This window comes from Pseudomonas sp. PIC25 (genome assembly GCF_002286785.1).
GTDB lineage: Bacteria > Pseudomonadota > Gammaproteobacteria > Pseudomonadales > Pseudomonadaceae > Pseudomonas_M.
Window position 1 is genome coordinate 99,768 of record NZ_MUJY01000051.1, and the last position, 23,925, is coordinate 123,692.

Below are 23,925 nucleotides of genomic sequence, written 5' to 3' on the forward strand. Positions count from 1 at the left end.
ATCCGGGCTCGCGGGCGGCACGAACACCTACAAGACTGTGCGGAGGTTTCACCGTGCCTCAGCCAACGAAGAGTTAGTCGATGAACTGGACGTGGTTTCATAAGCTGGGTTCGCCCAAATGGTTCTACGAGATCAGCGGCCGCTGGCTGCCCTGGTTCGCCGTGGCGGCAGTGCTGCTGATCGGTGTCGGGCTGGTCTGGGGCCTGGCCTTCGCGCCGCCGGACTACCAGCAGGGCAACAGCTTCCGCATCATCTACATCCACGTTCCGGCGGCGTTCCTCGCCCAGTCCTGCTACGTCATGCTGGCGGTGGCCGGGTTGGTCGGGCTGGTCTGGAAGATGAAGCTGGCCGACGTCGCCCTGCAGCAGGCCGCGCCCATCGGTGCCTGGATGACCTTCATCGCGCTGCTTACCGGCGCCATCTGGGGCAAGCCGACCTGGGGCACCTGGTGGGTCTGGGATGCCCGATTGACGTCGATGCTCATCCTCCTGTTCCTGTACTTCGGTGTGATTGCGCTCGGCCAGGCGATCAGCAATCGTGACAGTGCGGCGAAAGCCTGCGCGGTGCTGTCGATCGTCGGTGTGGTGAACATCCCGATCATCAAGTACTCGGTGGACTGGTGGAATTCCCTGCACCAGCCGGCCACCTTCAAGATCACCGAAAAGCCGGCGATGCCGGCGGAAATGTGGGTGCCGCTGTTGATCATGGTGCTCGGCTTTTACTGCTTCTTCGCCGCCGTGCTGCTGATGCGCATGCGCCTGGAAGTGCTCAAGCGGGAGTCGCGCAGCAGTTGGGTGAAAGCCGAGGTGCGCGCCCAGGTGGAGAAGCTGTCATGAGTTTCGACTCGTTCGCCGATTTCATCGCCATGGGCTCCCATGGTCCCTACGTCTGGTCCGCCTACGGCATCAGCCTGGCGGTGCTGGTCATCAACGTCGCTGTGCCGCTGCTGGCACGCCGGCGTTATCTGCTGGACGAGGCGCGTCGTTTGCGCCGGGAGGAATCGAAGTGAATCCGCAGCGTAAGAAGCGTCTGTTCATCGTGCTGGCCATCCTGGCCGGTGTCGGCATCGCCGTGGCCCTGGCGTTGAGTGCGCTGCAGCAGAACATCAACCTGTTCTACACGCCGAGCCAGATCGCCGGCGGCGAGGCGCCGAAGGATACCCGCATCCGCGCCGGCGGTCTGGTGAAGGAAGGCTCGGTGAAGCGTTCGTCGGACTCGCTGGAGGTGGATTTCGTGGTCACCGACGGCGCCGCCGACGTGACCATCCGCTACCAGGGCATTCTCCCCGACCTGTTCCGCGAGGGGCAGGGCATCGTCGCCCTTGGCCGGATCAACCAGGACGGCCTGCTGGTGGCCGACGAAGTGCTGGCCAAGCACGACGAGAACTACATGCCGCCCGAGGTCACCCAGGCCTTGGAGAAGAGCGGCATGATGAAACACTACGAAGGCGGCAAGCAGCAGGGGTATGCGCAATGATTCCCGAACTGGGCCACCTGGCGATGATCCTCGCCCTGTGCCTCGCCCTGGTACAGGCGACCCTGCCGCTGATCGGCGCCTGGCGCGGCGACCGCCAGTGGATGAGCCTGGCTCAGCCGGCGGCCTGGGGACAGTTCTCCTTCCTGCTGTTCGCCTTTCTCTGTCTGACCTATGCCTTCCTGACCGACGACTTCTCGGTCGCCTACGTCGCCAGCAACTCCAACAGCGCGTTGCCCTGGTACTACAAATTCAGCGCCGTGTGGGGCGCCCATGAAGGCTCGCTGCTGCTCTGGGCGCTGATTCTGGGCGGCTGGACCTTCGCCGTGTCGGTATTCTCCCGGCAGTTGCCGGAGGTGATGCTGGCACGCGTGCTGGCGATCATGGGCATGATCAGCGTTGGCTTCCTGCTGTTCCTGATCATCACTTCCAACCCCTTCGACCGTCTGCTGCCGCAATCGCCGGCGGACGGCCGCGACCTCAATCCGCTGCTGCAGGACTTCGGCCTGATCGTCCATCCGCCGATGCTCTACATGGGCTACGTGGGTTTCTCGGTCGCCTTCGCCTTCGCCATCGCCGCGTTGCTTGGCGGCCGACTCGATGCCGCCTGGGCGCGTTGGTCGCGCCCCTGGACCATCGTCGCCTGGGCGTTCCTCGGCATCGGCATCGTGCTCGGCTCCTGGTGGGCCTACTACGAGCTGGGCTGGGGCGGCTGGTGGTTCTGGGACCCGGTGGAAAACGCTTCCTTCATGCCCTGGCTGGTGGGCACTGCGCTGATTCACTCCCTGGCGGTCACCGAAAAGCGCGGCGTGTTCAAGAGCTGGACCGTCCTGCTGGCCATCGCCGCGTTCTCCCTTAGCCTGCTGGGTACCTTCCTGGTCCGTTCCGGCGTGCTCACCTCGGTGCATGCCTTTGCCTCCGACCCGGAGCGCGGCGTGTTCATCCTCGCCTTCCTGCTGGTGGTGGTCGGCGGCTCGCTGACCCTGTTCGCGATCCGCGCGCCGGTGGTGAAGAGCCAGGTCGGCTTCGCCCTCTGGTCGCGCGAGACCCTGCTGCTGGCCAACAACCTGGTGCTGGTAGTGGTGGCCTCGATGATCCTGCTCGGCACCCTCTACCCGCTGGTGCTGGACGCCACCACCGGCGCCAAGCTGTCGGTCGGTCCGCCGTATTTCAACGCGTTGTTCCTGCCGCTGATGAGCCTGCTCATGCTGGCCCTGGCGGTTGGCGTGCTGGTGCGCTGGAAGGACACCCCGCTGCAATGGCTGCTGCGCATGCTCGCCCCGGTGCTGTTGCTCAGCGTGGCGGTCGGTGTGCTTGGCAGCCTGCTCTCCGGCGATTTCCACTGGGCCGTGCTGGCCGCCTGGCTGCTGGCGGCCTGGGTGGTGCTCGCCGGCGTCCGCGACCTGCTCGACAAGACCCGCCACAAGGGCCTGCTGAACGGCATGCGCAGCCTGTCGCGCAGCTACTGGGGCATGCAACTGGCCCACGCCGGTATCGCCGTCTGCGCGCTGGGCGTCGTACTGTCCAGCCAGGGCAGCGCCGAACGCGACCTGCGCATGGCGCCGGGGGACTCGGTCGAACTGGCCGGCTATCGCTTCGTATTCGAAGGTGCACGGCATGCCGAAGGGCCGAACTTCACCTCCGACCGCGGCACCATCCGCGTGCTGGATGACGGCGAGGAAATCGCCACGCTGCATCCCGAGAAGCGTCTCTATCGCGTGCAGAATTCGGTGATGACCGAGGCCGGGATCGACGCCGGCTTCACCCGCGACCTTTACGTCGCCCTCGGCGAGCCGCTGGATAACGGCGCCTGGGCGGTGCGTGTGCACGTCAAACCCTTCGTCCGCTGGATCTGGCTGGGCGGACTGTTGATGGCCCTGGGCGGCATCCTCGCCGCTGCCGACCGTCGCTACCGGGTCAAGGTGAAGACCCGTGTGCGCGAAGCCCTGGGCCTGGCTGGACAAGGAGCCTGAGTGTGAAACGAGCGATCCTCCTGCTGCCGCTGGCGATCTTTCTGATCGTCGCGGTGTTTCTCTACCGGGGCCTGTTCCTCGATCCGTCCGAGCTGCCTTCGGCGCTGATCGGCAAGCCGTTCCCGGCCTTCTCGCTGCCCACCGTGGCTGGCGACGCCACCCTGACCGAGGCCGACCTCAAGGGCAGGCCGGCGCTGGTCAACGTCTGGGCGACCTGGTGCGTGTCCTGCCGCGTCGAGCACCCGGTGCTGAACGAGCTGGCGAAGCGGGGCGTGGTCATCCATGGCGTCAACTACAAGGACGTCAATGCCGATGCGCAGAAATGGCTGGCCGAATTCCACAACCCCTACCAACTGAACATCGAGGATGCCAAGGGCACCCTGGGCCTCGACCTGGGTGTCTACGGCGCGCCGGAAACCTTCCTGATCGACAAGGACGGCATCATCCGCCACAAGTTCGTCGGCGTGATCGACGAGCGCGCCTGGCGCGAGCAACTGGCGCCGCTCTATCAGGAACTGGTGGACGAGGCCGCCCGATGACCCGCCGTCTGCTCGCTGCCCTGTGCCTGGGCCTGGCTCTGAGCGGTGCCGCTCATGCGGCCATCGACACCTACGAATTCGGCAGCGAGGCCGAGCGCGAGCGCTTTCGCGTGCTGACCGAAGAGCTGCGCTGCCCGAAGTGCCAGAACCAGAACATCGCCGATTCCAACGCGCCCATCGCCACCGACCTGCGTCGCGAAATCCATCGCATGCTGGAAGAGGGCAAGAGCGATGACGAGATCGTCGACTACCTGGTGGACCGCTACGGCGATTTCGTCCGCTACAAACCGCCGGTGAATGCCCGCACCTTCTTCCTCTGGTTCGGTCCGGCGCTGCTGCTGGTCGGCGGGCTGGGCATCCTCGGGGTGATCGTGGCGCGTCGGCGCAAGGTGGAGAACGCGCCGCGCGAGGCGTTGCTCTCCGCCGAAGAAAACGCGCGCCTCGCCGCGCTTCTGGAACGTGAATCGCAGGACAAGAAAGACCAATGACTGATTTCTGGCTTGCCGCCGGCCTGCTGCTGCTGGTCGCCTTGGGCTTTCTCCTGCTGCCAGTGGTACGTGGCCGGCGTGCCCAGGCCGAGGAAGATCGCACCGCCCTCAACGTTGCGCTGTACCAGGAACGCCTGGACGAACTGGAGGCCCAGTTCGCTGCCTGCACCCTGAGCGCCGAACAGAAGGAAGCCGGCCGCGCCGAGGCCGCCCGTGAGTTGCTGGCCGACACCGAAGGCACCGAACCGACCGGTCGTGCCCGCCTGGGCAAGGCCGTGCCGCTGGTTGCCGCGCTGCTGGTGCCGCTGCTGGGCTATGGGCTGTACCTGCACTGGGGCGCCAGCGACAAGCTGGAGCTGGCCCGCGAATTCGCCCAGCAGCCGAAGACCATCGAGGAAATGACCGCGCGCCTGGAGCAGGCGGTGAAGGCCCAGCCGGATTCGGCGGAGGGCTGGTTCTTCCTCGGCCGGACCTACATGGCGCAGAACCGTCCCGCCGAGGCCGCCCAGGCCTTCGAGCGCGCGGTGAACATCGCCGGGCGCCAGCCCGAACTGCTCGGCCAGTGGGCCCAGGCCCTGTACTTCGCTGGCGATAAGCAGTGGACCGGGCAGATGCAGGCGCTCACCGACGAAGCGCTGAAGGGCGACCCGGAAGAGCTGACCAGCCTCGGCCTGCTGGGCATCGCCGCCTTCGAGGGTGGCCGCTTCAAGGAGGCCATTGGCTATTGGGAGCGCCTGGTCGCCTCGCTGCCGCCGGAAGACCCGTCGCGCGCTGCGATCCAGAGCGGCATCACCCGTGCCCGCCAGCAGATGGGCGAGGCAGGGGGCAGTGCCGAGGCGGAAGCACCCGCGCCGGCTGCCGTGGCGAGTGTCGAGCTCAAGGTGAAAGTCGACCTGGACCCGGCGCTCAAGGCCAAGGTGCAGCCGGACGACAGCGTATTCGTCTTCGCCCGCGCCGTATCCGGTCCGCCGATGCCCCTGGCGGTGAAGCGCCTGACCGTGGCCGAGCTGCCCGCCGAGGTCGCCTTGGGCGACGCCGACGCCATGATGCCGCAGCTCAAACTTTCCAACTTCCCCGAAGTGCAACTGGTGGCACGGGTTTCCCGGGCCGGCAATGCCACGGCGGGCGAGTGGATTGGCCGCAGCGAGGCGGTGAAGACGTCGGAGGCCGCGCCGCAGTCGGTGGTCATCGACCGGCCGGATCAGCGTTGATCGGCTAGATTACAAGGGCATCCAGCCGGAAAAACCGAGGCGAAGATGAGCGTATCCAACCCGTCACCCTCCGCTACACGCCCTTTGGGGCGCCGCGTGCGGTTGCTCGGCGTGCTCGGGCCGATCCTGTTGAGCAGCGCCTGTGCCGTCCATGTCGGCCAGCCGTCCCGCCAACCGCCGCAACCCCAGCCGCCGGTACAGCAGCCTCCCATGCAGCAGGCCCCCATCGTGCGCCCGCCGCCGGTCCAGGCACCGCCGCCCTCGAGGGCGCCGAAGCCGCAAATCAGCAAGACCCACCCACGCTATGCGCCGCCGCCGCACGTCGCTTCCCATTGGGACAACCGCCTGGGTGTCTACGTGGTGGAGGGGCGCGATCTCTACTACCGCGAGCGTCTGTTTTATCGCAAGGAGAGGGGCAATTGGGTCTGCTCCGGCCGCCCCGATGGCCCTTGGGAGCCGGTTGACCTACCCAGCGTGCCGCCAGGCCTGCGCAATCGCTGAGGTCGCTTCGCGGGGCTTTCGCGAATGATTCGCCCCTGCGCACGTAGCCCGGATAAGCCTTGGCGCAATCCGGGAATGGCGGTTCCAAGTATGGCCTGGGTCAGCTTTTGTAGGAGCGAGCTCTGCTCGCGAATGGGCCACGCAGAAGCTTCGCCAGCAGAGCTGGCTCCTACGAAAAGCGGGCCTATCGGCCTTGGGCGAATGAATTCGTCCCTACGCACGTAGCCCGGATAAGCCTTGGCGCAATCCGAGGGGGCGGCCCCGGATTGCGCTGACGCTTATCCGGGCTACGATCCTCTCACCTCTCACCTCTCACCTCTCACCTCTCACCTCTCACCTCTCACCTCTCACCTCTCACCTCTCACGCCTGTAGGTGAGCAGAACGATACCGAGTACCACCACGGCGCCGCCCACCAACTGGATGGGGCTGAGCATCTGTCCCAGTACCAGCCAGCCGAGCAACAGGGTGGCGACCGGTTCGATGTTCATCACCGGGGCGTTTTTTGGCATGTTCAGCCGCGGCACGCTGACGAACAGCACGGAGAATCCCACGCCGTACAGCAGCGCCAGGGTGGCCAGCGCCAGCCAGCCGGAGGTATGCGCGGGTGCTTGCAGGCCGCCCGGCAACGCGCCGCCGGCGCCGGCCAATGAAGTGACGCTGAACACCACCAACATGCTCAGCAGGCTGCGCAGCGAGCCGCGCACCGCGGCCAGCTTGTGGTCGGTTATCCACAGCGCAGCGGCGAAGACGCTGGCGGCGCAGAAGGCCAGGCCCACGCCGAGCCACCAGTGCGGTCCGGCCGCCTCGCTGGACTCCAGGCGGGATGGGACGTCCAGGGCGAGGAACAGGCCGATCAGGATCAGCCCCATCAGGCTGGCGGTGCGCCGTGTCGGCGCCGGGCCGCCGAGCAGCCAGGTGAGCAGCGCCAGCAATATCGGGAAGACGTTGGCCACCAGCAGCGCCAGTGCCACCGGGATGCGCGCCACCGCCGAGTACAGGCAGAGGCTCTGCACAGCAATCAGCAGGCCGAGCAGCAGTTGCCAGTGTCCGCTGCCGGCGGGCAGGCGGAAGCCCTGGCGCTGCCAGAGGACGATGGCGAACAGGGCCAGGGTGGTGGCCCCGGAGCGGCAAAGGATGGCCAGCAGCACGCCAGTACCGTCGTCGAAGGCGACGCGGGCGGCGACGTGGTTGCCGGCGAAGGCGCAGGCGAGGCTGGCAAGGATCAGAACGGCAAGGGGGCGGGGAAACGGCGGGGCAAAACTCGACATCATGTCCTTCACTTAGAAGCCGATGCCCGCGCAAGGCAGCATCGGCTTCGGAAAAAGGCGCTCATGGCGCCGGTACGGCAGGTTACAACAGGACGCTGGGCAGCCAGAGGGAGATCGCCGGGATGTAGGTGACCGCCATCAGCACGAGGAACAGCGCCACGTAGAACGGCAACAGGGCTTTCACCGTGGTCTCGATGCTGACTTTGCCGATCGCCGCGCCGACGAACAGCACCGCGCCCACCGGCGGGGTGATCAGGCCGATGCCCAGGTTGACCAGCATGATCATGCCGAAGTGCACCGGATCGATGCCCAGGCCGGTGATCACCGGCAGCAGGATCGGCGTGAGGATCAGGATCAACGGCGCCATATCCATCAAGGTGCCCAGGGCTAGCAGCATGAAGTTGATGCACATGAGGATCACGTAGCGGTTGTCCGACAGGGTCAGGAACAGCGTGGTGATCTTCGACGGGATCTGCATCAGCGTCATGATGTAGCCGAAGCTGCCGGCGAAGGCGATGAGGATCATCACGATAGACAGGGTGCGCACGGTACGGTGCATCAGCTTGGGCAGCTCGCGCCACTTGTAGTCGCGGTAGATGAACATGGTGACGAAGAAGGCCCAGACCACCGCTACGGAGGCTGACTCGGTGGCGGTGAACACGCCGGACAGGATGCCGCCGAGGATGATCACCATGGTCATCAGGCCCCAGAGCGCTTCGACGCAAATCTTCAGCGCCTGACGCAGCGGGATGACGTCGCCCTTGGGGTAGCTGCGCTTTTTCGCGAAGAACAGGCACATGCCCATCATCACCGCGCTGAGCAGCAGGCCCGGGCCGATGCCGGCGATGAACAGCGAGGCGATGGACACGGTGCCGCCGGCGGCGAGGGAGTAGAGCACCGAGTTGTGGCTGGGCGGGGTGAGCAGGGCTTGCACCGAGCCGCTGACCGTGACCGCGGTGGAGAACTCGCGCGGATAGCCCTTCTTTTCCATTTCCGGGATCAGCACCGAGCCGACCGAGGCGGTGTCCGCCAGGGAGGAGCCGGAGATCGCGCCGAAGAAGGTCGAGGCCATGATGTTGACCAGCGACAAGCCGCCGCGCACGAAGCCTACCAATACTCCGGCGAAGGCCACCAGCCGGCGCGACATGCCGCCTTCGGCCATGATGGCGCCGGCCAGGACGAAGAACGGGATGGCCAGCAGGGAGAATTTGTTGACCCCGCCGGCGACCTGGATCATCACCGCGTGCAGGGGAATGTCGATCCACCAGGCGCCGATCAGCGCCGACAGGCCCAGGGCATAGGCGACGGGCATGCGCAGGAGGATCAGAAGGATGAAGCTGCCCAGGAGAATGAAGGCGTCCATGGACTACAGGGCCTCTTTACTGTCGTCGACCAGCTCGTAATTGACCGCGCGCCGATGGCTCTGGTCGCCGAGGAAAAGTCTTTCGAGGATGAAAATCAGGGTCAGGAAACCGCCGACGGGGATGGGCGCATAGGTGATGCCGACCCGCAGGCTGGGCAGGGCGCTGACGAACTGGTTCCAAGTGGCGATGCACAGCTTCACGCCCCAGATGGTCATGAACAGGGCGATGGCAGCCATCAGCAACTGCACCAAGAGTTCGTTGTAGCGCTGCAGGGCGGGCGGAAGGCGGTCGCTCAGCACGGCGACCGCCATGTGCGCACCGGCGCGATAGCTGGCGGCGGCGCCGACGAAAGTGAACAGCACCATCAGCAGGATCGCCACCGGCTCGGGCCAACTGGCGCCGGAACCGAGCATGTAGCGGGTGAAGATGCCCCAGGGGATGATCAGCGACATGGCCAGTACCGCCAGCCCGGCGACCCAGATGCAGGTCGTGTAGAGGGCGTCGTTGAAGCGCAGCAGGGTGTTTTTCATGGACGTTCACCGAACCGCGACGCTGGGGTGGCCGGCGTCGCGGTGTTCTTCAGGAGGAGACGGTCACTGGACCGCTTCGATGCGCTTGATCAGCTCGGCGAACGGCGCGCCGTACTTTTCGCGAACCGGGGCGGTGGCGTCGTAGAACGGTTTCTTGTCGACCTCGATGAACTCGACGCCGGCCGCCTTGAGCTTCGCTTCGCTGCTGGCGGACTTCTCGTCCCACAGCGTGCGCTCTTCCATCTGGGCTTCCTTGGCGTACTTCTTCACCAGCTCCTGCTGCTCGGGGGTGAGCTTTTCCCAGGTGGTCTTGGAGATCACCAGCGGCTCCGGAAGGATCAGGTGCCCGGTCAGGGAGTAGTACTTGGCGTTCTGGTAGTGGTTGTGTTCGAGCATGGTCGGCGGGTTGTTCTCGGCGCCGTCGATCACGCCGGTCTGCAACGCGCTGAAGATCTCCCCGGTGTTCATCGGCACGCCATTGGCACCCATGGCGTTGAGCGTGTCGACGAACAGCGGGTTGCCCATCACGCGGATTTTCATGCCCTTGAGGTCTTCGATCCTGCGCACTGGCTTCTTGGTGTAGAGGTTGCGCACACCGCCGTCCATCCAGGCCAGGGCGACCATGTTGAATTCGGAGTTGGTGATCTTGTCGAGGATTTCCTGGCCGATCTCGCCGTCGATCACTTTGCGCATGTGCTGGTTGTCGCGAAAGATGAACGGCATGTTGAAGGCGTTGACGTCCGGTACCACTGGGCCGATGGTGCCGAGGCTGACGCGGGTCATCTGCACGGCGCCGATCTGCACCTGCTCGACCACTTCCTTCTCGGAACCGAGCACGCCGCCGGCGAACATCTGGAACTTGAGTTCGCCGTTGGTGGCTTCCTCGATTTTTTTCGCCATGTGCTCCTGGGCGACCACCGTGGGATAACCGGCCGGATGGATCTCGGCCATTTTCAGGGTCATGGCGGCCTGGGCCAGGCCGGGCAGACAGAAGACCAGGGGGAGGGCGGCGGCGAGCAGGGTGCGTTTGCAGTTCATGGGATATCTCCAGTCTCTTGTTGTTGTTGGAATTACCGGTGTTGCAGGTCGTTGGCGTTCAGGCGCCGAAGGCGGGCTCCTCGAGGCCTTTCACTCCGGGCCTCAGGGCGAACACCCCGCCAGCCAGGGGCTGGTCGGAGAGGTCGGTGCCCTGTGGGCGGATCGAGGTGACGAACAGGGTGTCCAGGCCAGGGCCGCCGAAGGCGCACATGGCCGGTTTCTTCACCGGGATGGCGAGGGAGCGGTCGAGCCGTCCGGTTGGGGTGAAGCGATGGATCAGGCCGGCATCGTTGCCGCAGATCCAGTAGCAGCCGCTCTCATCCACGGCAGCGCCGTCGGGACGGCCGGGGTGCTGGTTCATGTCGACGAACAGGCGGCGGTTGTGCGCGGTGCCGTTGTCGGTGTCGTAGTCGAAGGCCCAGATGTGCTGCACGCCGGGGTGCGAGTCGGACAGGTACATCGTCCGGCCGTCCGGGCTGAAGGCCAGGCCGTTGGGCACGATGAAACCCTCCAGTTGCGATTCCAGGCGGCCGTCGGCATAGCGGTAGAGCCTGCCGACGCGATGCCCGGCACCCATATCGGTGTGCATGGTGCCGGCCCAGAAGCGTCCTTGCCGGTCGCAGCGGCCATCGTTGAAACGCATTGACGGGGTGGCATGCTCCACGGCGGCCAGCAATTGCGGCGCGAGGCTGCCATCCGCCTGCGGTTGCAGGAGGAACAGGCCGCTCTCCATACCGGCGAGCCAGCCGCTGCGGCTGCGGGCGATGCAGGCGAGCATCTCCGGCGCCTGCCAGCTCTGCGCCAGTTCGTCGCGCGCGCTCCAGCGGTAGAGACGGCCGGCGGGGATGTCGACCCAGTAGAGGGCCTGCTCGGCGACGCTCCAGACCGGGCTTTCGCCGGTGCCGTTGCGGGCGTCGAGGACGAGTTCAGCGTGCATGGCGCCGTTTCCTTGTGCCGGGATCAATCTTCGAACGGACCGGCTGCGACGAACGCGCCGCCCTGGTAGACCGCCACTGGGTCGTCGGCGGCGGGGGCGGGCTGGGCCTCGACCTTGTCGCGGAAGACTTCCGAGCTGTCCTGCGGCACGAAGCCCAGGTGCGCGGCCAGGCGGTTGTCCCACCAGACGTCGCGGTTGTCGGACATGCCATAGACCACGGTGTGGCCGACATTCGGGGTGAACAGGGAACGGCCGATCAGTTCGGTGAGGTCGCGGTAGCTCAGCCAGGTCGACATCATCCGGCGGTTCTGCGGTTCCGGGAACGACGAGCCGATGCGGATGCTCACGGTTTCGATGCCGTAGCGATCGTAGTAGAAGCTGGCGGTGTCTTCGCCGAACGACTTCGACAGGCCGTAATAACCGTCCGGACGGCGGCGGGCGTTGGCGTCGAGGGTTTCGCTCTGCTTGTAGAAGCCGATCACGTGGTTGGAGCTGGCGAAGACCACGCGCTTGATCCCGTGGCGGCGGGCGGCTTCGTAGATGTGGAAGACGCCGCGGATGTTGGCGTCGAGGATTTCTTCGAAGGGGCGTTCGACCGAGATGCCACCGAAGTGGACGATGGCATCGACGCCTTCGCAGAGGGCGTTCACCGCGGCCTTGTCGGCGAGATCGCAGGGAACCACTTCCTCATGGGGGCCGGCCGCAGGGGCCATGGGGGAGATATCGGAGAGACGCAGGACCTTGGCGTAGGGGCGCAGGGTTTCCCGCAGGACTTTGCCCAGGCCTCCCGCAGCGCCTGTGAGCAGGATGCGATCGAAAGCCTGGGCTGGAGTGCTAGTGTTCATGGGCTTGTTCGCCTTTGTTTTTAGAATTGTCATCTGTTGTCGTATGACATTGACCGAATTATCGACACGCCCCATGGCCTTTGTCAACGCGACGAATGTCGAGGTCGAGGCGGGTATTCGTGATCGAATCGACGTGCATGCGACCGGTGCTCATGCGCATTGCTGTGCCGCTTGGCTTACGTGCCTATGATCCCGAAAAAGAGGGCATGAAACGGAACATCGGCGAGGGATGTAACCCGGGAAAGTCTCGTCGATGACTTTACTTTTAGTTGTACGATGACATATAACTTTCTCAGGCTTTCGTGGCCGCTCCCTTTTTTAGTCCCATCTGCAAGGTCTTCGCACAATGAATCCACAAGAACTGAAGTCCATCCTCTCGACCGGCCTGCTGTCGTTCCCGGTGACCGATTTCGATGCGGCGGGTGAGTTCAACGCCGCCAGCTATGCGCGCCGCCTGGAATGGCTCGCCCCCTACGGCGCCTCGGCGCTGTTCGCCGCCGGCGGTACCGGCGAGTTCTTCTCCCTGGCACCGGACGAGTACTCCTCGGTGATCAAGACCGCAGTGGACACCTGTGCTGGCAGCGTGCCGATCCTCGCCGGCGTCGGCGGTCCGACCCGCCTGGCCATCCAATACGCCCAGGAGGCCGAGCGCCTCGGCGCCAAGGGCCTGCTGCTGCTGCCGCACTACCTGACCGAAGCCAGCCAGGAGGGCGTGGCCGCCCACGTCGAGCAGGTCTGCAAGTCGGTGAAGATCGGCGTGGTGGTTTACAACCGCAACGTTTGCCGCCTGACCCCGGCGCTGCTGGAGCGGCTGGCCGAGCGCTGCCCGAACCTGATCGGCTACAAGGATGGCCTCGGCGACATTGAGTTGATGGTGTCCATCCGCCGCCGCCTGGGCGACCGTTTCAGCTACCTCGGCGGCCTGCCGACCGCGGAGGTCTATGCCGCCGCCTATAAGGCGCTGGGCGTGCCGGTGTATTCCTCGGCGGTGTTCAACTTCATTCCGAAGACCGCGATGGCGTTCTACAACGCGATTGCTGCCGACGACCACGCCACCGTCGGCAAGCTGATCGACGAGTTCTTCCTGCCGTACCTGGAAATCCGCAACCGACGCGCCGGCTACGCGGTCAGCATCGTCAAGGCCGGTGCGCGCATCGTCGGCCATGACGCCGGCCCGGTCCGCGCGCCGCTCACCGATCTGTTGCCGGAAGAGTACGAAAAACTCGCCGCACTGGTCGAAGCCCAGGGTGCGCAATAACCGAACAGGAGGTTTCCCGTGGCAACGCAACGCTTCGATAACTACATCGGCGGGGAGTGGGTGGCAGGCGCCAGCTACTCCACCAACATCAATCCTTCGGATCTGTCCGACAGTCTCGGCGAGTACGCCCAAGCCGACGCGGTCCAGGTGTCCGCCGCCATCGCCGCGGCCCGCGAGGCCTTTCCGGCCTGGTCGACCTCCGGCATCCAGGCGCGCGCCGACGCGCTGGACAAGGTGGGCAGCGAGATCCTCGCCCGCCGCGAGGAACTGGGTCAGTTGCTGGCCCGGGAAGAGGGCAAGACCCTGCCGGAGTCCATCGGCGAAGTGGCCCGCGCCGGTAACATCTTCAAATTCTTCGCTGGCGAGTGCCTGCGCCAGTCCGGCGAACTGCTGGCCTCGGTGCGTCCGGGCATCGCCGTCGAAGTGACCCGCGAACCCCTGGGCGTGATCGGCCTGATCACGCCATGGAACTTCCCCATTGCCATCCCGGCCTGGAAGATCGCCCCGGCGCTGGCCTATGGCAACTGCGTGGTGATCAAGCCGGCCGATTTGGTGCCGGGGTGCGCCTGGGCGCTGGCCGAAATCATTTCCCGCGCCGGCTTCCCCGCCGGAGTGTTCAACCTGGTGATGGGCAGCGGCCGGGTGGTAGGCGAGGCGCTGGTCAACGACAAGCGTGTCGATGGCATCAGCTTCACCGGCTCGGTGGGTGTCGGTCGCGGCATCGCCGCCGCCTGCGTGGCCCGTGGCGCCAAGGTGCAGTTGGAGATGGGCGGCAAGAACCCGCAGGTGATCCTCGACGACGCCGACCTCAAGACCGCCGTCGAGCTGTCCGTGCAGAGCGCGTTCTTCTCCACCGGCCAGCGCTGCACGGCGTCCAGCCGCTTGATCGTCACCACCGGCATCTACGACCGCTTCGTCGCCGCCATGGCCGAGCGTGTCGGGCAGCTCAAGGTGGGCCACGCGCTGAAGGCTGGCATCGACATCGGTCCGGTAGTGTCCCAGGCGCAACTGGAACAGGACTTGCGCTACATCGACATCGGCCGCGACGAAGGCGCGCGCCTGGTGACCGGTGGCCAGCGGGTGAGCTGCGACACCGAGGGCTACTTCCTGGCACCGACCCTGTTCGCCGACAGCGACGCCGCCATGCGCATCAGCCGCGAGGAAATCTTCGGGCCGGTGGCCAACATCGTTCGCGTGGCGAACTACGAGGAGGCGCTGGCCATGGCCAACGACACCGAGTTCGGTCTGTCCGCCGGCATTGCCACCACCTCGCTGAAGTATGCCCAGCACTTCAAGCGGCACGCCCAGGCCGGCATGGTGATGGTCAACCTGCCCACCGCCGGGGTGGACTATCACGTGCCGTTCGGCGGGCGGAAGGGCTCGTCCTACGGGCCGCGCGAGCAGGGCCGCTATGCCCAGGAGTTCTACACCACGGTGAAGACCAGCTACATCGCGTCCTGACGCATGCCGCCGGTACGCCGGCGGCGACACCCGATAAAGGAAGGCCGATCGGCTCGCCCCGGCCTTCTCCCGACAAGAAAGGAGCCGGAACATGATCACCCCGAACCAGGCGTCCAGCGACACGCCGGTCATCCAGCAACTGCGGGTCGTCCCGGTGGCCGGGCAGGACAGCATGCTGCTCAACCTCAGCGGCGCCCACGGCCCGTACTTCACCCGCAACATCCTCGTGCTCACCGACAGCGCCGGGCGCACCGGCGTCGGTGAAGTGCCCGGCGGCGAAGGCATCCGCCAGACCCTGGAAGACGCCCGCGACCTGATCGTCGGCCAGCCGGTGGGCGACTTCAACGCCATCCTCAACCGCGTGCGCCGGGCCTTCGCCGACCGCGATGCCAGCGGGCGCGGGTTGCAGACCTTCGACCTGCGCATTGCCATCCATGCCGTCACCGCCGTGGAAGCGGCGCTGCTCGACCTGCTCGGCCAGCACCTCGGCGTGCCGGTGGCGGCATTGCTCGGCGAAGGCCAGCAGCGCGATGCGGTGGAGATGCTCGGCTACCTGTTCTACATCGGCGACCGCAACAAGACCGATCTCGGCTACCGCAGCGAGGCGGACGCCGACGACGCCTGGTTTCGTGTACGCAACGACGAGGCACTGACCCCCGAGGCGGTGGTCCGTCTCGCCGAAGCGGCCCATGCCCGCTACGGCTTCAACGACTTCAAGCTCAAGGGCGGCGTATTGCGCGGCGCCGAGGAAGTCGAGGCGGTCCGCGCCCTGGCCGAACGCTTCCCGCAGGCACGCATCACCCTCGACCCCAACGGTGCCTGGTCGCTGAAGGAAGCCATCGAACTGTGTCGCGACCTGCACGGCGTGCTGGCCTACGCCGAGGACCCTTGCGGTGCCGAGAATGGCTATTCCGGCCGCGAGGTGATGGCCGAATTCCGCCGCGCCACCGGCCTGCCCACCGCCACCAACATGATCGCCACCGATTGGCGGCAGATGGGCCATGCCATTCAGTTGCAGTCAGTGGACATTCCCCTGGCCGATCCGCATTTCTGGACCATGGCCGGTTCGGTGCGGGTGGCGCAGATGTGCCACGACTGGGGCCTGACCTGGGGCTCGCACTCGAACAACCACTTCGACATTTCCCTGGCCATGTTCACCCACGTGGCGGCGGCCGCGCCGGGCAAGATCACCGCCATCGACACCCACTGGATCTGGCAAGATGGCCAGCACCTGACCCGCGAACCGCTGCGGATCGTAGGCGGCATGGTGGAGGTACCGAAGAAGCCGGGCCTCGGTATCGAGCTGGACTGGGACGCCCTGTGGCTGGCCCACGAGCTGTACAAGCAAAAGGGCCTGGGGGCGCGCGACGACGCCATCGCCATGCAGTACCTGATCAAGGACTGGCGTTTCGACAACAAGCGGCCGTGCATGGTGCGCTGATGAGTACTCCTCTCTCCCGTTCGCGGGAGAGAGGCTGGGGGAGAGGGGGCTCTTCGCTCTTCCCTGAGCAGCCAGAACAACAACCGGGCCGGAACCCGGAGAACCGAAGGTGACATCGTGCAACTGATCCAACACCAGGATTCCCCGCGCTACATCCGCCTGCACGCGGAAGACAACGTCGCCGTGGTGGTCAACGACGGCGGCGTGGCGGCCGGCGCGCAGTTTGCCGACGGCCTGGTCACCGTCGAAGCCGTGCCGCAGAGCCATAAGGTGGCGCTGACGGACATTGGCGAAGGCCAAGTGATACGCCGCTACGGGCAAGTCATCGGCTATGCCCTGCAACCCATCGCCCGTGGCAGTTGGGTACGCGAGACCCAACTGCGCATGCCCAGCGCGCCGCCGCTGGACAGCCTGCCGCGCTGCGACGCCGTGCCGGCTCCGCTGGCGCCCCTGGAGGGCTACACCTTCGAGGGCTACCGCAATGCCGACGGCACGGTCGGCACGCGCAACATCCTCGGCATTACCACCACCGTGCAATGCGTCACCGGCGTGCTCGAGCACGCGGTGAAGCGCATCCGCGACGAACTGCTGCCGAAGTACCCGAACGTCGACGACGTGGTGGCGCTGACCCACAGCTACGGTTGTGGCGTGGCGATCAATGCCCGTGACGCCTACATCCCGATTCGGACCGTGCGCAACCTGGCGCGCAACCCCAACCTGGGCGGCGAGGCGCTGGTGATCGGCCTCGGCTGCGAGAAATTACAGGCCGAGCAGGTGATGCACGCCGACGATCCCTCGGTGGATCTGCGCGAGCCCTGGCTGTACCGCCTGCAGGATGCCAGCACCGGCTTCGGCGAAATGATCGAGCAGATCATGGCCCTGGCCGAGGACCGCCTGCGCAAGCTCGATCAGCGCCGCCGGGTGACCTGCCCGGCGGCGGACCTGGTGCTCGGCATGCAGTGCGGCGGCAGCGACGCCTTCTCCGGCATCACCGCCAACCCGGCCCTGGGTTTTGCCGCCGACCTGCTGGTGCGCGCCGGCGCCACCGTGATGTTCTCGGAGAACACCGAGGTGCGCGACGCCATCTACATGCTCACCTCCCGCGCCGAGACGCCGGAAGTCGCCGACGCGCTGATCCGCGAGATGGACTGGTACGACCGCTATCTGCAGCGCGGCGAGGCCGACCGCAGCGCCAACACCACGCCCGGCAACAAGAAGGGCGGCCTGTCCAACATCGTCGAGAAGGCGCTGGGCTCCATCGTCAAATCCGGCAGCAGCGCCATCAACGGCGTGATCGGTCCGGGCGAGCGCTTCACCCGCAAGGGCCTGCTCTTCTGCGCCACGCCGGCCAGCGATTTCGTCTGCGGCACCCTGCAACTAGCGGCAGGTATGAACCTGCACGTGTTCACCACCGGACGCGGCACGCCCTACGGCCTGGCCATGGCGCCGGTGGTCAAGGTCTCGACCCGCACCGAACTGGCCGAGCGCTGGCCGGACCTGATCGACATCGACACCGGCCGCGTCGCCACCGGCCGCGCGACCCTCGAAGAACTGGGCTGGGAGCTTTTCCACTACTACCTGGACGTGGCCAGCGGAAGAAAGCAGACCTGGGCCGAGCGCCACCGGCTGCACAACGACATCGTCCTGTTCAATCCGGCGCCGATTACCTGAGTCCATAGGAAAACGATATGAGCAGCCCATGCATCCTCCAGGTCGGCCCGCTCACCGAGCGTTTCAACCGGGGATTGGCAGAGGACTACGAGGTCCATGCCCTCTGGGAGCACGATGCCGAAGCGCTGCTTGCCGAGTGGGGCGAGCGGATCGACATCGTGGTCACCTCATCGCGCTTCGGTTGCAGCGCCGAGCTGATCCAGCGACTGCCCCGGCTGCGGGCCATCTGCAGCTTCGGTGTCGGCTACGACGCCATCGACGTGGAGGCGGCGCGGGCTCGGGGGATTCCGGTGAGTAACACCCCGGACGTGCTCAACGACTGTGTGGCCGACCTGGCGTTCGGCCTGGTCCTCGACACGGCGAGGCAGATGTCCCGCGCTGACCGCTTCGTTCGCGAAGGCGCCTGGCCGGAGCAGGCTTTTCCGTTGGCGCGCAAGGTCAGCGGCAAGCGCCTGGGCATCGTTGGCCTGGGGCGGATCGGGCAGGCCGTAGCGCGCCGCTCCAGTGGCTTCGACATGGAGGTGCGTTATCACAATCGCCGACCCGTGGCGGACTGCCCCTACAGCTACGAATCCAGCCTGCTGGCGCTGGCGCACTGGGCGGATTTCCTCGTGCTGACCTGCGTCGGCGGCGCCGACACCCGTCACCTGATCGGGCGCGACGTGCTGGAAGCGCTGGGGCCGGAAGGCATCCTGGTCAACGTCGCCCGTGGCTCGGTGGTGGATGAAGCGGCCCTGGTCGAAGCCCTGCGCGACGGTCGCATCGGCGGGGCCGGACTCGATGTCTTCGCCCACGAACCGCAGGTCCCGGCCGCCCTGCGGGAAATGCCCCAGGTGGTCCTGCTGCCGCACATCGGCAGCGCCACCCAGGAAACCCGCCTGGCCATGGAACGCCTGCTGCTGGATAACCTCAGTGCCTTCCTCGAACGCGGGGAAATGCTGACGCCGGTGTGAGCCCGCAGGCCGTGCCGCTCGTCAACGCCGGGCGCTGGCCAGGGCGATGCCGAAACCGATGAAAGTCGCGCCGCCGATGCGGTTGATCAACCGGCCGCCGCGCGGGGAAGCGAGCCAGCCGCGGGCGCCGTGGGCGAACAGCGCATACAGGCAGTGAATGGCCACCACTAGCGCGCTGTAGGTACAGACCAGGGTAGCGAACTGGGTAGCGTAGTCCTGCTGCGGATCGATGAACTGCGGAAACACCGAGAGGAAGAAGAAGATCGCCTTGGGGTTGGTCAGTTGCAGCGACAGCCCTTCGAGGAAGCGCCGGGCGAAGCCGGTCCGGCGGGTCGGCTGCGCCTCGAAGCTGAACGCCGGTGCGCGCCACAGGCGGAGGCCGAGGTAGATCAGGTACGCCGCGCCGAGGAGCTTGAGCAGGGTGAAGGCCATTGCCGAGGTAGCCAGGATCAGGCCAACGCTGGTAGCGGAGAGCGCGGCGACCAGCAGGGCACCGAAGGCGATACCGAGAATGCCGCCGAGGGTATTGGCAAACCCGTGGCGCAGGCTGTTGGTCAGCGTCATCAACACGCCGGGCCCGGGGCTCAGCACCGTGGCGGCGGCCACCAGCAGGAACAACGGGTAGAGTTTCATGGCGATGGGCTCCTTCCGGGGTGGTGGCTTCCTGTTGGACAACCCGACCGACGCTACCGGTTCGTCGTTTTGCTGTCCAGGGGCCTACGGAGAGGGTCGATGCGTTAACTCCTGAGCCAAACCGATTATCGAGTTCAGTAGAGGCCTCTTGTTTCGCCGGGCCGGGGGAGAGGGTTTTGCCACATGGAAGTATCGGGCTGGAATGCCCCACCCAAAGCCATAACACCAAACGCAAATCCATCCCTGTCGATTGCCCTCATTGCCAAACGACTAGACCGTGCATCCTGCGAATATTCGTCCAGACTGATTTCCGGAGCGCAGGACCGTCAGCCAATCCGCACGGGAGGGAACCATGTTCAAGACCATTGCTATCGTTTTCGGCGTGCTGATCGCCGCGCTGCTGGCCTACGCCGCGAGCCGGCCGGACAGCTTCCGTATCGAGCGGACCGCGCGCATCGAGGCGCCGGCCGCGAAGGTGTTTCCGCTGATCGTCGATCTGCACAAGTGGCGCGAGTGGTCGCCCTATGAAAAGAAAGACCCGGCGATGAGGCGCCATTTTCGTGGGCCCGCCCGTGGCGAAGGGGCGATCTACGAATGGGAAGGCGACGAGAACGTCGGCGTCGGGCGGATGGAGATCGTGGAGGCGGCCGAACCGTCGCGGGTGCGCATCCGCCTGGACTTCTTCCGGCCATTCGAAGCCCATAACACTGCCGACTTCGTGCTGCAGGAGCAGGGTGGCGCGACCCAGGTCACCTGGGCCATGTATGGCCCGAGCCCGTTCATGGCGAAGCTGATGCAGGTGTTCTTCAGCATGGATGGCATGGTCGGGCCGGATTTCGAGGCGGGGCTGGCGAACCTCAAGGCCATGGCCGAGCGCTGAGGGAGCCGTCAGTCGCTCGCCGCGCTGGCCAGGATGCGTGCCACCTGGCGGGGCTGGCAGTTCAGATAGACCGAGGACTGCAGCCACTTCTGGTCGGGGTAGTAGGAAAAGATGTACTGCCCGCCCTTGAGGCTGTCGATCACCATCTTCGCCACCTCCGGGCGCACCGCCGGGCAGCCCTGGCTGCGGCCGATGCGGCCCTGGCGGGCGATCCAGGCCGGGTTCACGTAGTCCGCCGGGTGGATGACGATGGCCCGCTCGCGGGCGCGGTCGTTCACGCCGGGTTCCAGGCCGTCCATGCGCAGCGAGTAACCGTGCTTGCCGATATAGCTCTCGCTAGTGCGGAACAGGCCGAGGCTGGACTGGTGGCTGCCGGTGTCGTTGGAAAAGCGGGTGGCGAAGTTGTCTCCCGACTTCTGCCCATGGGCCACCAAGTCGCGCAGCAGCAGCGTCTGGCTGGCCAGGTCGAAGATCCACAGGCGGCGCTCGGTGGAGGGCAGGGAGAAATCGATGATCGCCAGGCGCTGGGCCGGACGGGCGCCGTTGTTGATGGCGCATTCCATGGCGGCGACGGCGTGTTGGAGAATCTTGCGGTTGAGGGTAGGAGCCGTCAGGGCAAGGCTGTCCACCAAGGGAGAAGTGGGGACCGGTTCGGCGCTCTGGGCCTGGGCGGAAAACACCGCAATGCTGATTGCGGTCAACGCGAGCCGCCGAAGAGTCGTCATCATGAAGAAGGTCTCTGTGATGCTGGCCTTCGCTTCCTGCCGCCTGCTTGTGGTTCGAAATCCAGCAACCTCTGCGCCGGAGCTGTTGTCACCTTGTAGAAGGCATCTTTTTCGAAACCCGTATCACCGGCCGCTCTAGCGTGTGAAATGTGATGCGGTTCAAAAAAGATGCGGGATTCTATCAGGGCCTCGCCTGGAGCTGAAGTTGTTCAAGAAATATACATTCCTGTTGGTCGGGCTGATGGCCCTTGTACAACCGATCCGAGCCGAAACGGCAGACGAGCCGACGGAAGGCATTCGTCAGCAACTGATCGATACCCGTTTGAGCTGCCTGGCCCCGGCCATTCCGCTGGATGCCGCCAGCCTCGATGCCCTGCGAGCCCTCTACCAGAAGCGGGACTTCCAGCCGGCCTGGGACGATGAGCGCCTGGGGGCGTTGACCGAGCAACTGGCACACCTGGCCGACGACGGACTGGACCCTGAGCGCTACTTCCTCACCGCCCTGCGTCAGTTGCGCGCCATCGAAACGCGCTCGCCGCGCTTTGCCGCCTGTCGTGATGTGCTGGCCACGCAGGCTTACTGGCAGGCGCTCCATCACCTGCGTTTCGGCCAGCTCGATCCGGCCACGGTGGAACCGATCTGGCATGCGGAAGGGACTGCGCCAGTGATCGACCAGACGGCACTGCAGGCCGATGTCGAGGCCGGGATCGACGATCTGCCCGCCGCCTTCGAACGGGCGCGGCCCAACTTCAAACCCTATCGTGAGTTGCGCCGCCTGTATGCGGCCCGGCGCAGCCAGCCGCTGCCCGTGTGGTTGCCGATCCCCAGCGGGCCATTGCTCAAGCCGGGGGCGGTGGATGCCCGCGTGCCGATGCTGGCGCAGCGCCTGGCGCGCGAGGGCTACCTGCCGGAACTATTGCTGCGTAAAGACGAGCAGCATGAGGAGGGCGAGCACCTCTACAGCGAGGAACGGGTGATGGCGGTGAAGACCTTCCAGCGCCATCACCTGCTGAAAGAAGACGGCATCGTCGGGCCACAGACCATGGCGGCGCTGAACCGCTCGCCAGCGGAGCGCATGGAGCAGATTCGCGTCAACCTCGAGCGCTTGCGCTGGCTCTATCGGGAGATCAGTCCGACGGGCGTGGTGGTGGATATCGCGGGAGCGGAGGTGATGTTCTACCGCGACGGCGAGCTTACGTGGCGGGCGCGTACCCAGGTGGGACGCCCGACACGGGCGACGCCGGTGCTGAGGTCCGTGATCACCCACTTGACCCTGAACCCGACCTGGACCGTCCCTCCTACCATCCTGCGTGTGGACAAACTGCCGGAAATCCGTCGCAACCCGGATTACCTCGCGGAGAACCGCATGCGGGTATTCGACCGCGAGGGCAACGAGTTGGACCCGCGCAGCGTGGATTGGTACAACCCCGGTGCCATCCGCCTGCGCCAGGATGCCGGGCCGCACAATGCGTTGGGCCAGGTGGCGATCCGCTTTCCCAACCCGTTCTCCGTGTACTTGCACGACACCCCGAGTCAGCGGCTGTTCGACAACCTGCCACGTACTTTCAGTTCCGGCTGCGTGCGGGTGGAAAACGTATCGCAGCTCATCGACCAGCTATTGGCCGACGCCAGCCCGCAGGACCGCGAGCGCATCCAGCGTCAGTGGGAGAGCGGCCGTACCCTGCGGGCCGACCTGCCGCGTCCGGTGCCGGTGCTGCTGGCCTACTGGACGGTGCAGGTCGGCGAGCATGGCGAGCTGCTGTTCCGTCCCGACATGTACGGCCACGACGCGCGTATCCTGACCGCCTTGAACGCGCCCCGGCCGGGCATCGCCTCGGCCGCTCCGGCGCCGGCCGGAGAATCATGACGCCACCCTGAACCTTGCCGCACATCGGCCGATACGCCTTTCGACATGAAAGCGCAGCGCCGGGCGGGTAGAGTAGCCCCGGCACTGCGGTGCGACCCTGGAAGTCTGCAGGCGGGGAAATGGCGGTGATTGAGGCGGTACTGTTCGATTGCGATGGCACGTTGGTGGACAGCGAAAAGCTGGCCGCTTCACTGCTGGTGGAACTGCTCGGCGGCTTTGGTATTGCGCTGGGATTGAGCGAGGTGCTGCGCTTGGTGCGCGGCGTGAAGTTCGAGGCGTTTCTCGCCGGGCTGTGCGGGCGCTATCCGCAACTCGATGCGGAATCCGTGCGTCGCGACTACCGTGAACGCAGCCTGCCGTTGTTCCGCCAGCACCTCGAGCCGATGCCGGGGGTGCTGGAGTTCGTCCATGGCCTGGAACTGAAGAAAGCCGTCGCCTCCAACGGCCCACGGGCGAAGATCGAAACCTGCCTCACCTCGGTCGGCCTGCTCGAATCCTTCGAGGGGCATATCGTGAGTGCCTACGAAGTGGGCTCGTGGAAGCCCGAGCCGGGCCTGATCCTGCACGCTGCCGAGCGGCTGGGCGTGAAACCGGAGCGCTGCCTGTTGATCGACGACAGCCTGCAGGGCATCGAGGCGGGCCTCGCCGCGGGCGTCCGGGTACTCGGCTTCGATCCCGGCGGCCTGCTCGACCCCGAGAGCTGTCCGGTGCCCATCATCGGCCACATGATGGACGCCCAGGCCTATCTCGAAGCCTGACTCCGCATCCCGGAAGGAGCGCTGCCCCGGAGCGGACTCCGAGGCAGCGAGGGGAGGGGTTACTGGAAGGACTTGAGGACGGTGAGCAGGCTGGTCAGGTTGTCGGCGAC

24 protein-coding genes are annotated in these 23,925 nt (G+C 65.9%); 16 read left to right on the top strand and 8 right to left on the bottom strand.

Features of this window, described 5'->3' with window-relative positions; translation table 11 throughout:
- Positions 1-80 precede the first annotated feature (80 nt).
- Genes BZL41_RS05785 through BZL41_RS05820 form a run of 8 tightly spaced genes read left to right on the top strand, consistent with a single transcriptional unit; the run spans position 81 to position 6,185 of the window.
- The gene (locus BZL41_RS05785; RefSeq protein ID WP_095598410.1) at positions 81-836 is read left to right on the top strand and encodes a heme ABC transporter permease; all 756 of its coding nucleotides are present in this window, start codon (positions 81-83) and stop codon (positions 834-836) included.
- Positions 833-1,009, top strand: a complete 177-nt coding sequence (gene ccmD / locus BZL41_RS05790) for a heme exporter protein CcmD (protein WP_095598411.1) — start codon at positions 833-835, stop codon at positions 1,007-1,009. The genes BZL41_RS05785 and ccmD overlap by 4 nt, the downstream gene beginning before the upstream one ends.
- A complete protein-coding gene (ccmE, locus tag BZL41_RS05795; RefSeq protein ID WP_084336169.1) occupies positions 1,006-1,476 on the top strand; it encodes a cytochrome c maturation protein CcmE in 471 nt (156 codons plus the stop codon). The genes ccmD and ccmE overlap by 4 nt, the downstream gene beginning before the upstream one ends.
- Positions 1,473-3,446 (top strand): heme lyase CcmF/NrfE family subunit, encoded by a 1,974-nt coding sequence (locus tag BZL41_RS05800; protein WP_095598412.1) that lies wholly within the window; start codon positions 1,473-1,475, stop codon positions 3,444-3,446. The genes ccmE and BZL41_RS05800 overlap by 4 nt, the downstream gene beginning before the upstream one ends.
- Positions 3,447-3,448: 2 nt before the next feature.
- Positions 3,449-3,985, top strand: coding sequence for a DsbE family thiol:disulfide interchange protein (locus BZL41_RS05805; RefSeq protein ID WP_095598413.1), 537 nt, complete (start codon positions 3,449-3,451; stop codon positions 3,983-3,985).
- Positions 3,982-4,473 carry a cytochrome c-type biogenesis protein gene (locus BZL41_RS05810; RefSeq protein ID WP_084336166.1) on the top strand — a complete coding sequence of 164 codons (492 nt, stop codon included), beginning with the start codon at positions 3,982-3,984 and terminating at the stop codon, positions 4,471-4,473. Before BZL41_RS05805 ends, BZL41_RS05810 begins: the two co-directional genes overlap by 4 nt.
- Positions 4,470-5,684 carry a c-type cytochrome biogenesis protein CcmI gene (gene ccmI, locus BZL41_RS05815; protein WP_095598414.1) on the top strand — a complete coding sequence of 405 codons (1,215 nt, stop codon included), beginning with the start codon at positions 4,470-4,472 and terminating at the stop codon, positions 5,682-5,684. Before BZL41_RS05810 ends, ccmI begins: the two co-directional genes overlap by 4 nt.
- A 45-nt stretch (positions 5,685-5,729) precedes the next feature.
- Positions 5,730-6,185, top strand: coding sequence for a hypothetical protein (locus tag BZL41_RS05820; RefSeq protein ID WP_256578082.1), 456 nt, complete (start codon positions 5,730-5,732; stop codon positions 6,183-6,185).
- A 354-nt stretch (positions 6,186-6,539) separates the two neighbouring features.
- On the opposite strand, the gene BZL41_RS05825 is transcribed toward BZL41_RS05820, so the two are convergent.
- The 6 genes from BZL41_RS05825 to BZL41_RS05850 form a co-directional block, all read right to left on the bottom strand.
- A complete protein-coding gene (locus BZL41_RS05825; RefSeq protein ID WP_371916486.1) occupies positions 6,540-7,454 on the bottom strand; it encodes an EamA family transporter in 915 nt (304 codons plus the stop codon).
- Positions 7,455-7,536: 82 nt separating this feature from the next.
- Complete coding sequence (locus tag BZL41_RS05830; RefSeq protein WP_095598417.1) at positions 7,537-8,817, bottom strand: TRAP transporter large permease; 1,281 nt, start codon at positions 8,815-8,817, stop codon at positions 7,537-7,539.
- A 3-nt stretch (positions 8,818-8,820) separates the two neighbouring features.
- Positions 8,821-9,348, bottom strand: a complete 528-nt coding sequence (locus tag BZL41_RS05835; protein ID WP_095598418.1) for a TRAP transporter small permease — start codon at positions 9,346-9,348, stop codon at positions 8,821-8,823.
- Positions 9,349-9,411: 63 nt separating this feature from the next.
- Positions 9,412-10,386 carry a TRAP transporter substrate-binding protein gene (locus tag BZL41_RS05840; protein WP_095598419.1) on the bottom strand — a complete coding sequence of 325 codons (975 nt, stop codon included), beginning with the start codon at positions 10,384-10,386 and terminating at the stop codon, positions 9,412-9,414.
- 58 nt (positions 10,387-10,444) lie between these two features.
- Positions 10,445-11,323 (bottom strand): SMP-30/gluconolactonase/LRE family protein, encoded by an 879-nt coding sequence (locus BZL41_RS05845; protein ID WP_095598420.1) that lies wholly within the window; start codon positions 11,321-11,323, stop codon positions 10,445-10,447.
- Between the two features lie 23 nt (positions 11,324-11,346).
- A complete protein-coding gene (locus tag BZL41_RS05850) occupies positions 11,347-12,168 on the bottom strand; it encodes an NAD(P)-dependent oxidoreductase (protein ID WP_095598421.1) in 822 nt (273 codons plus the stop codon).
- Positions 12,169-12,514: 346 nt separating this feature from the next.
- Here BZL41_RS05850 and kdgD point away from each other — a divergent pair, with 346 nt between their 5' ends.
- The 5 genes from kdgD (at position 12,515) to BZL41_RS05875 (ending at position 18,952) form a co-directional block, all read left to right on the top strand.
- The gene (gene kdgD / locus BZL41_RS05855) at positions 12,515-13,426 is read left to right on the top strand and encodes a 5-dehydro-4-deoxyglucarate dehydratase (protein WP_095598422.1); all 912 of its coding nucleotides are present in this window, start codon (positions 12,515-12,517) and stop codon (positions 13,424-13,426) included.
- Between the two features lie 18 nt (positions 13,427-13,444).
- The gene (locus BZL41_RS05860) at positions 13,445-14,887 is read left to right on the top strand and encodes an aldehyde dehydrogenase family protein (RefSeq protein WP_095598423.1); all 1,443 of its coding nucleotides are present in this window, start codon (positions 13,445-13,447) and stop codon (positions 14,885-14,887) included.
- Positions 14,888-14,978: 91 nt separating this feature from the next.
- Positions 14,979-16,328: a glucarate dehydratase gene (gene gudD / locus BZL41_RS05865; RefSeq protein WP_095598424.1), complete on the top strand. Its 1,350-nt coding sequence runs from the start codon at positions 14,979-14,981 to the stop codon at positions 16,326-16,328.
- A gap of 117 nt (positions 16,329-16,445) precedes the next feature.
- The gene (garD, locus tag BZL41_RS05870) at positions 16,446-17,999 is read left to right on the top strand and encodes a galactarate dehydratase (protein ID WP_095598425.1); all 1,554 of its coding nucleotides are present in this window, start codon (positions 16,446-16,448) and stop codon (positions 17,997-17,999) included.
- A gap of 17 nt (positions 18,000-18,016) precedes the next feature.
- Positions 18,017-18,952 (top strand): 2-hydroxyacid dehydrogenase, encoded by a 936-nt coding sequence (locus BZL41_RS05875; protein WP_095598426.1) that lies wholly within the window; start codon positions 18,017-18,019, stop codon positions 18,950-18,952.
- Positions 18,953-18,973: 21 nt separating this feature from the next.
- Here BZL41_RS05875 and BZL41_RS05880 read toward each other — a convergent pair whose 3' ends face one another.
- Positions 18,974-19,585: a LysE family translocator gene (locus BZL41_RS05880; protein ID WP_095598427.1), complete on the bottom strand. Its 612-nt coding sequence runs from the start codon at positions 19,583-19,585 to the stop codon at positions 18,974-18,976.
- 352 nt (positions 19,586-19,937) lie between these two features.
- On the opposite strand from BZL41_RS05880, the gene BZL41_RS05885 reads away from it, so the two are divergent.
- Positions 19,938-20,465, top strand: a complete 528-nt coding sequence (locus BZL41_RS05885) for an SRPBCC family protein (RefSeq protein WP_095598428.1) — start codon at positions 19,938-19,940, stop codon at positions 20,463-20,465.
- 8 nt (positions 20,466-20,473) lie between these two features.
- Here the strand turns inward: BZL41_RS05885 and BZL41_RS05890 are convergent, their stop codons facing one another.
- Positions 20,474-21,193 (bottom strand): murein L,D-transpeptidase catalytic domain family protein, encoded by a 720-nt coding sequence (locus tag BZL41_RS05890; protein WP_095598429.1) that lies wholly within the window; start codon positions 21,191-21,193, stop codon positions 20,474-20,476.
- Positions 21,194-21,395: 202 nt separating this feature from the next.
- Between BZL41_RS05890 and BZL41_RS05895 the strand changes: the two genes are divergently transcribed.
- Both BZL41_RS05895 and BZL41_RS05900 read left to right on the top strand, forming a co-directional pair.
- Positions 21,396-23,057, top strand: a complete 1,662-nt coding sequence (locus BZL41_RS05895) for a murein L,D-transpeptidase (protein ID WP_256578083.1) — start codon at positions 21,396-21,398, stop codon at positions 23,055-23,057.
- 119 nt (positions 23,058-23,176) lie between these two features.
- Positions 23,177-23,815, top strand: a complete 639-nt coding sequence (locus tag BZL41_RS05900) for an HAD family phosphatase (protein ID WP_095598430.1) — start codon at positions 23,177-23,179, stop codon at positions 23,813-23,815.
- The last annotated feature ends 110 nt before the right edge of the window (positions 23,816-23,925 follow it).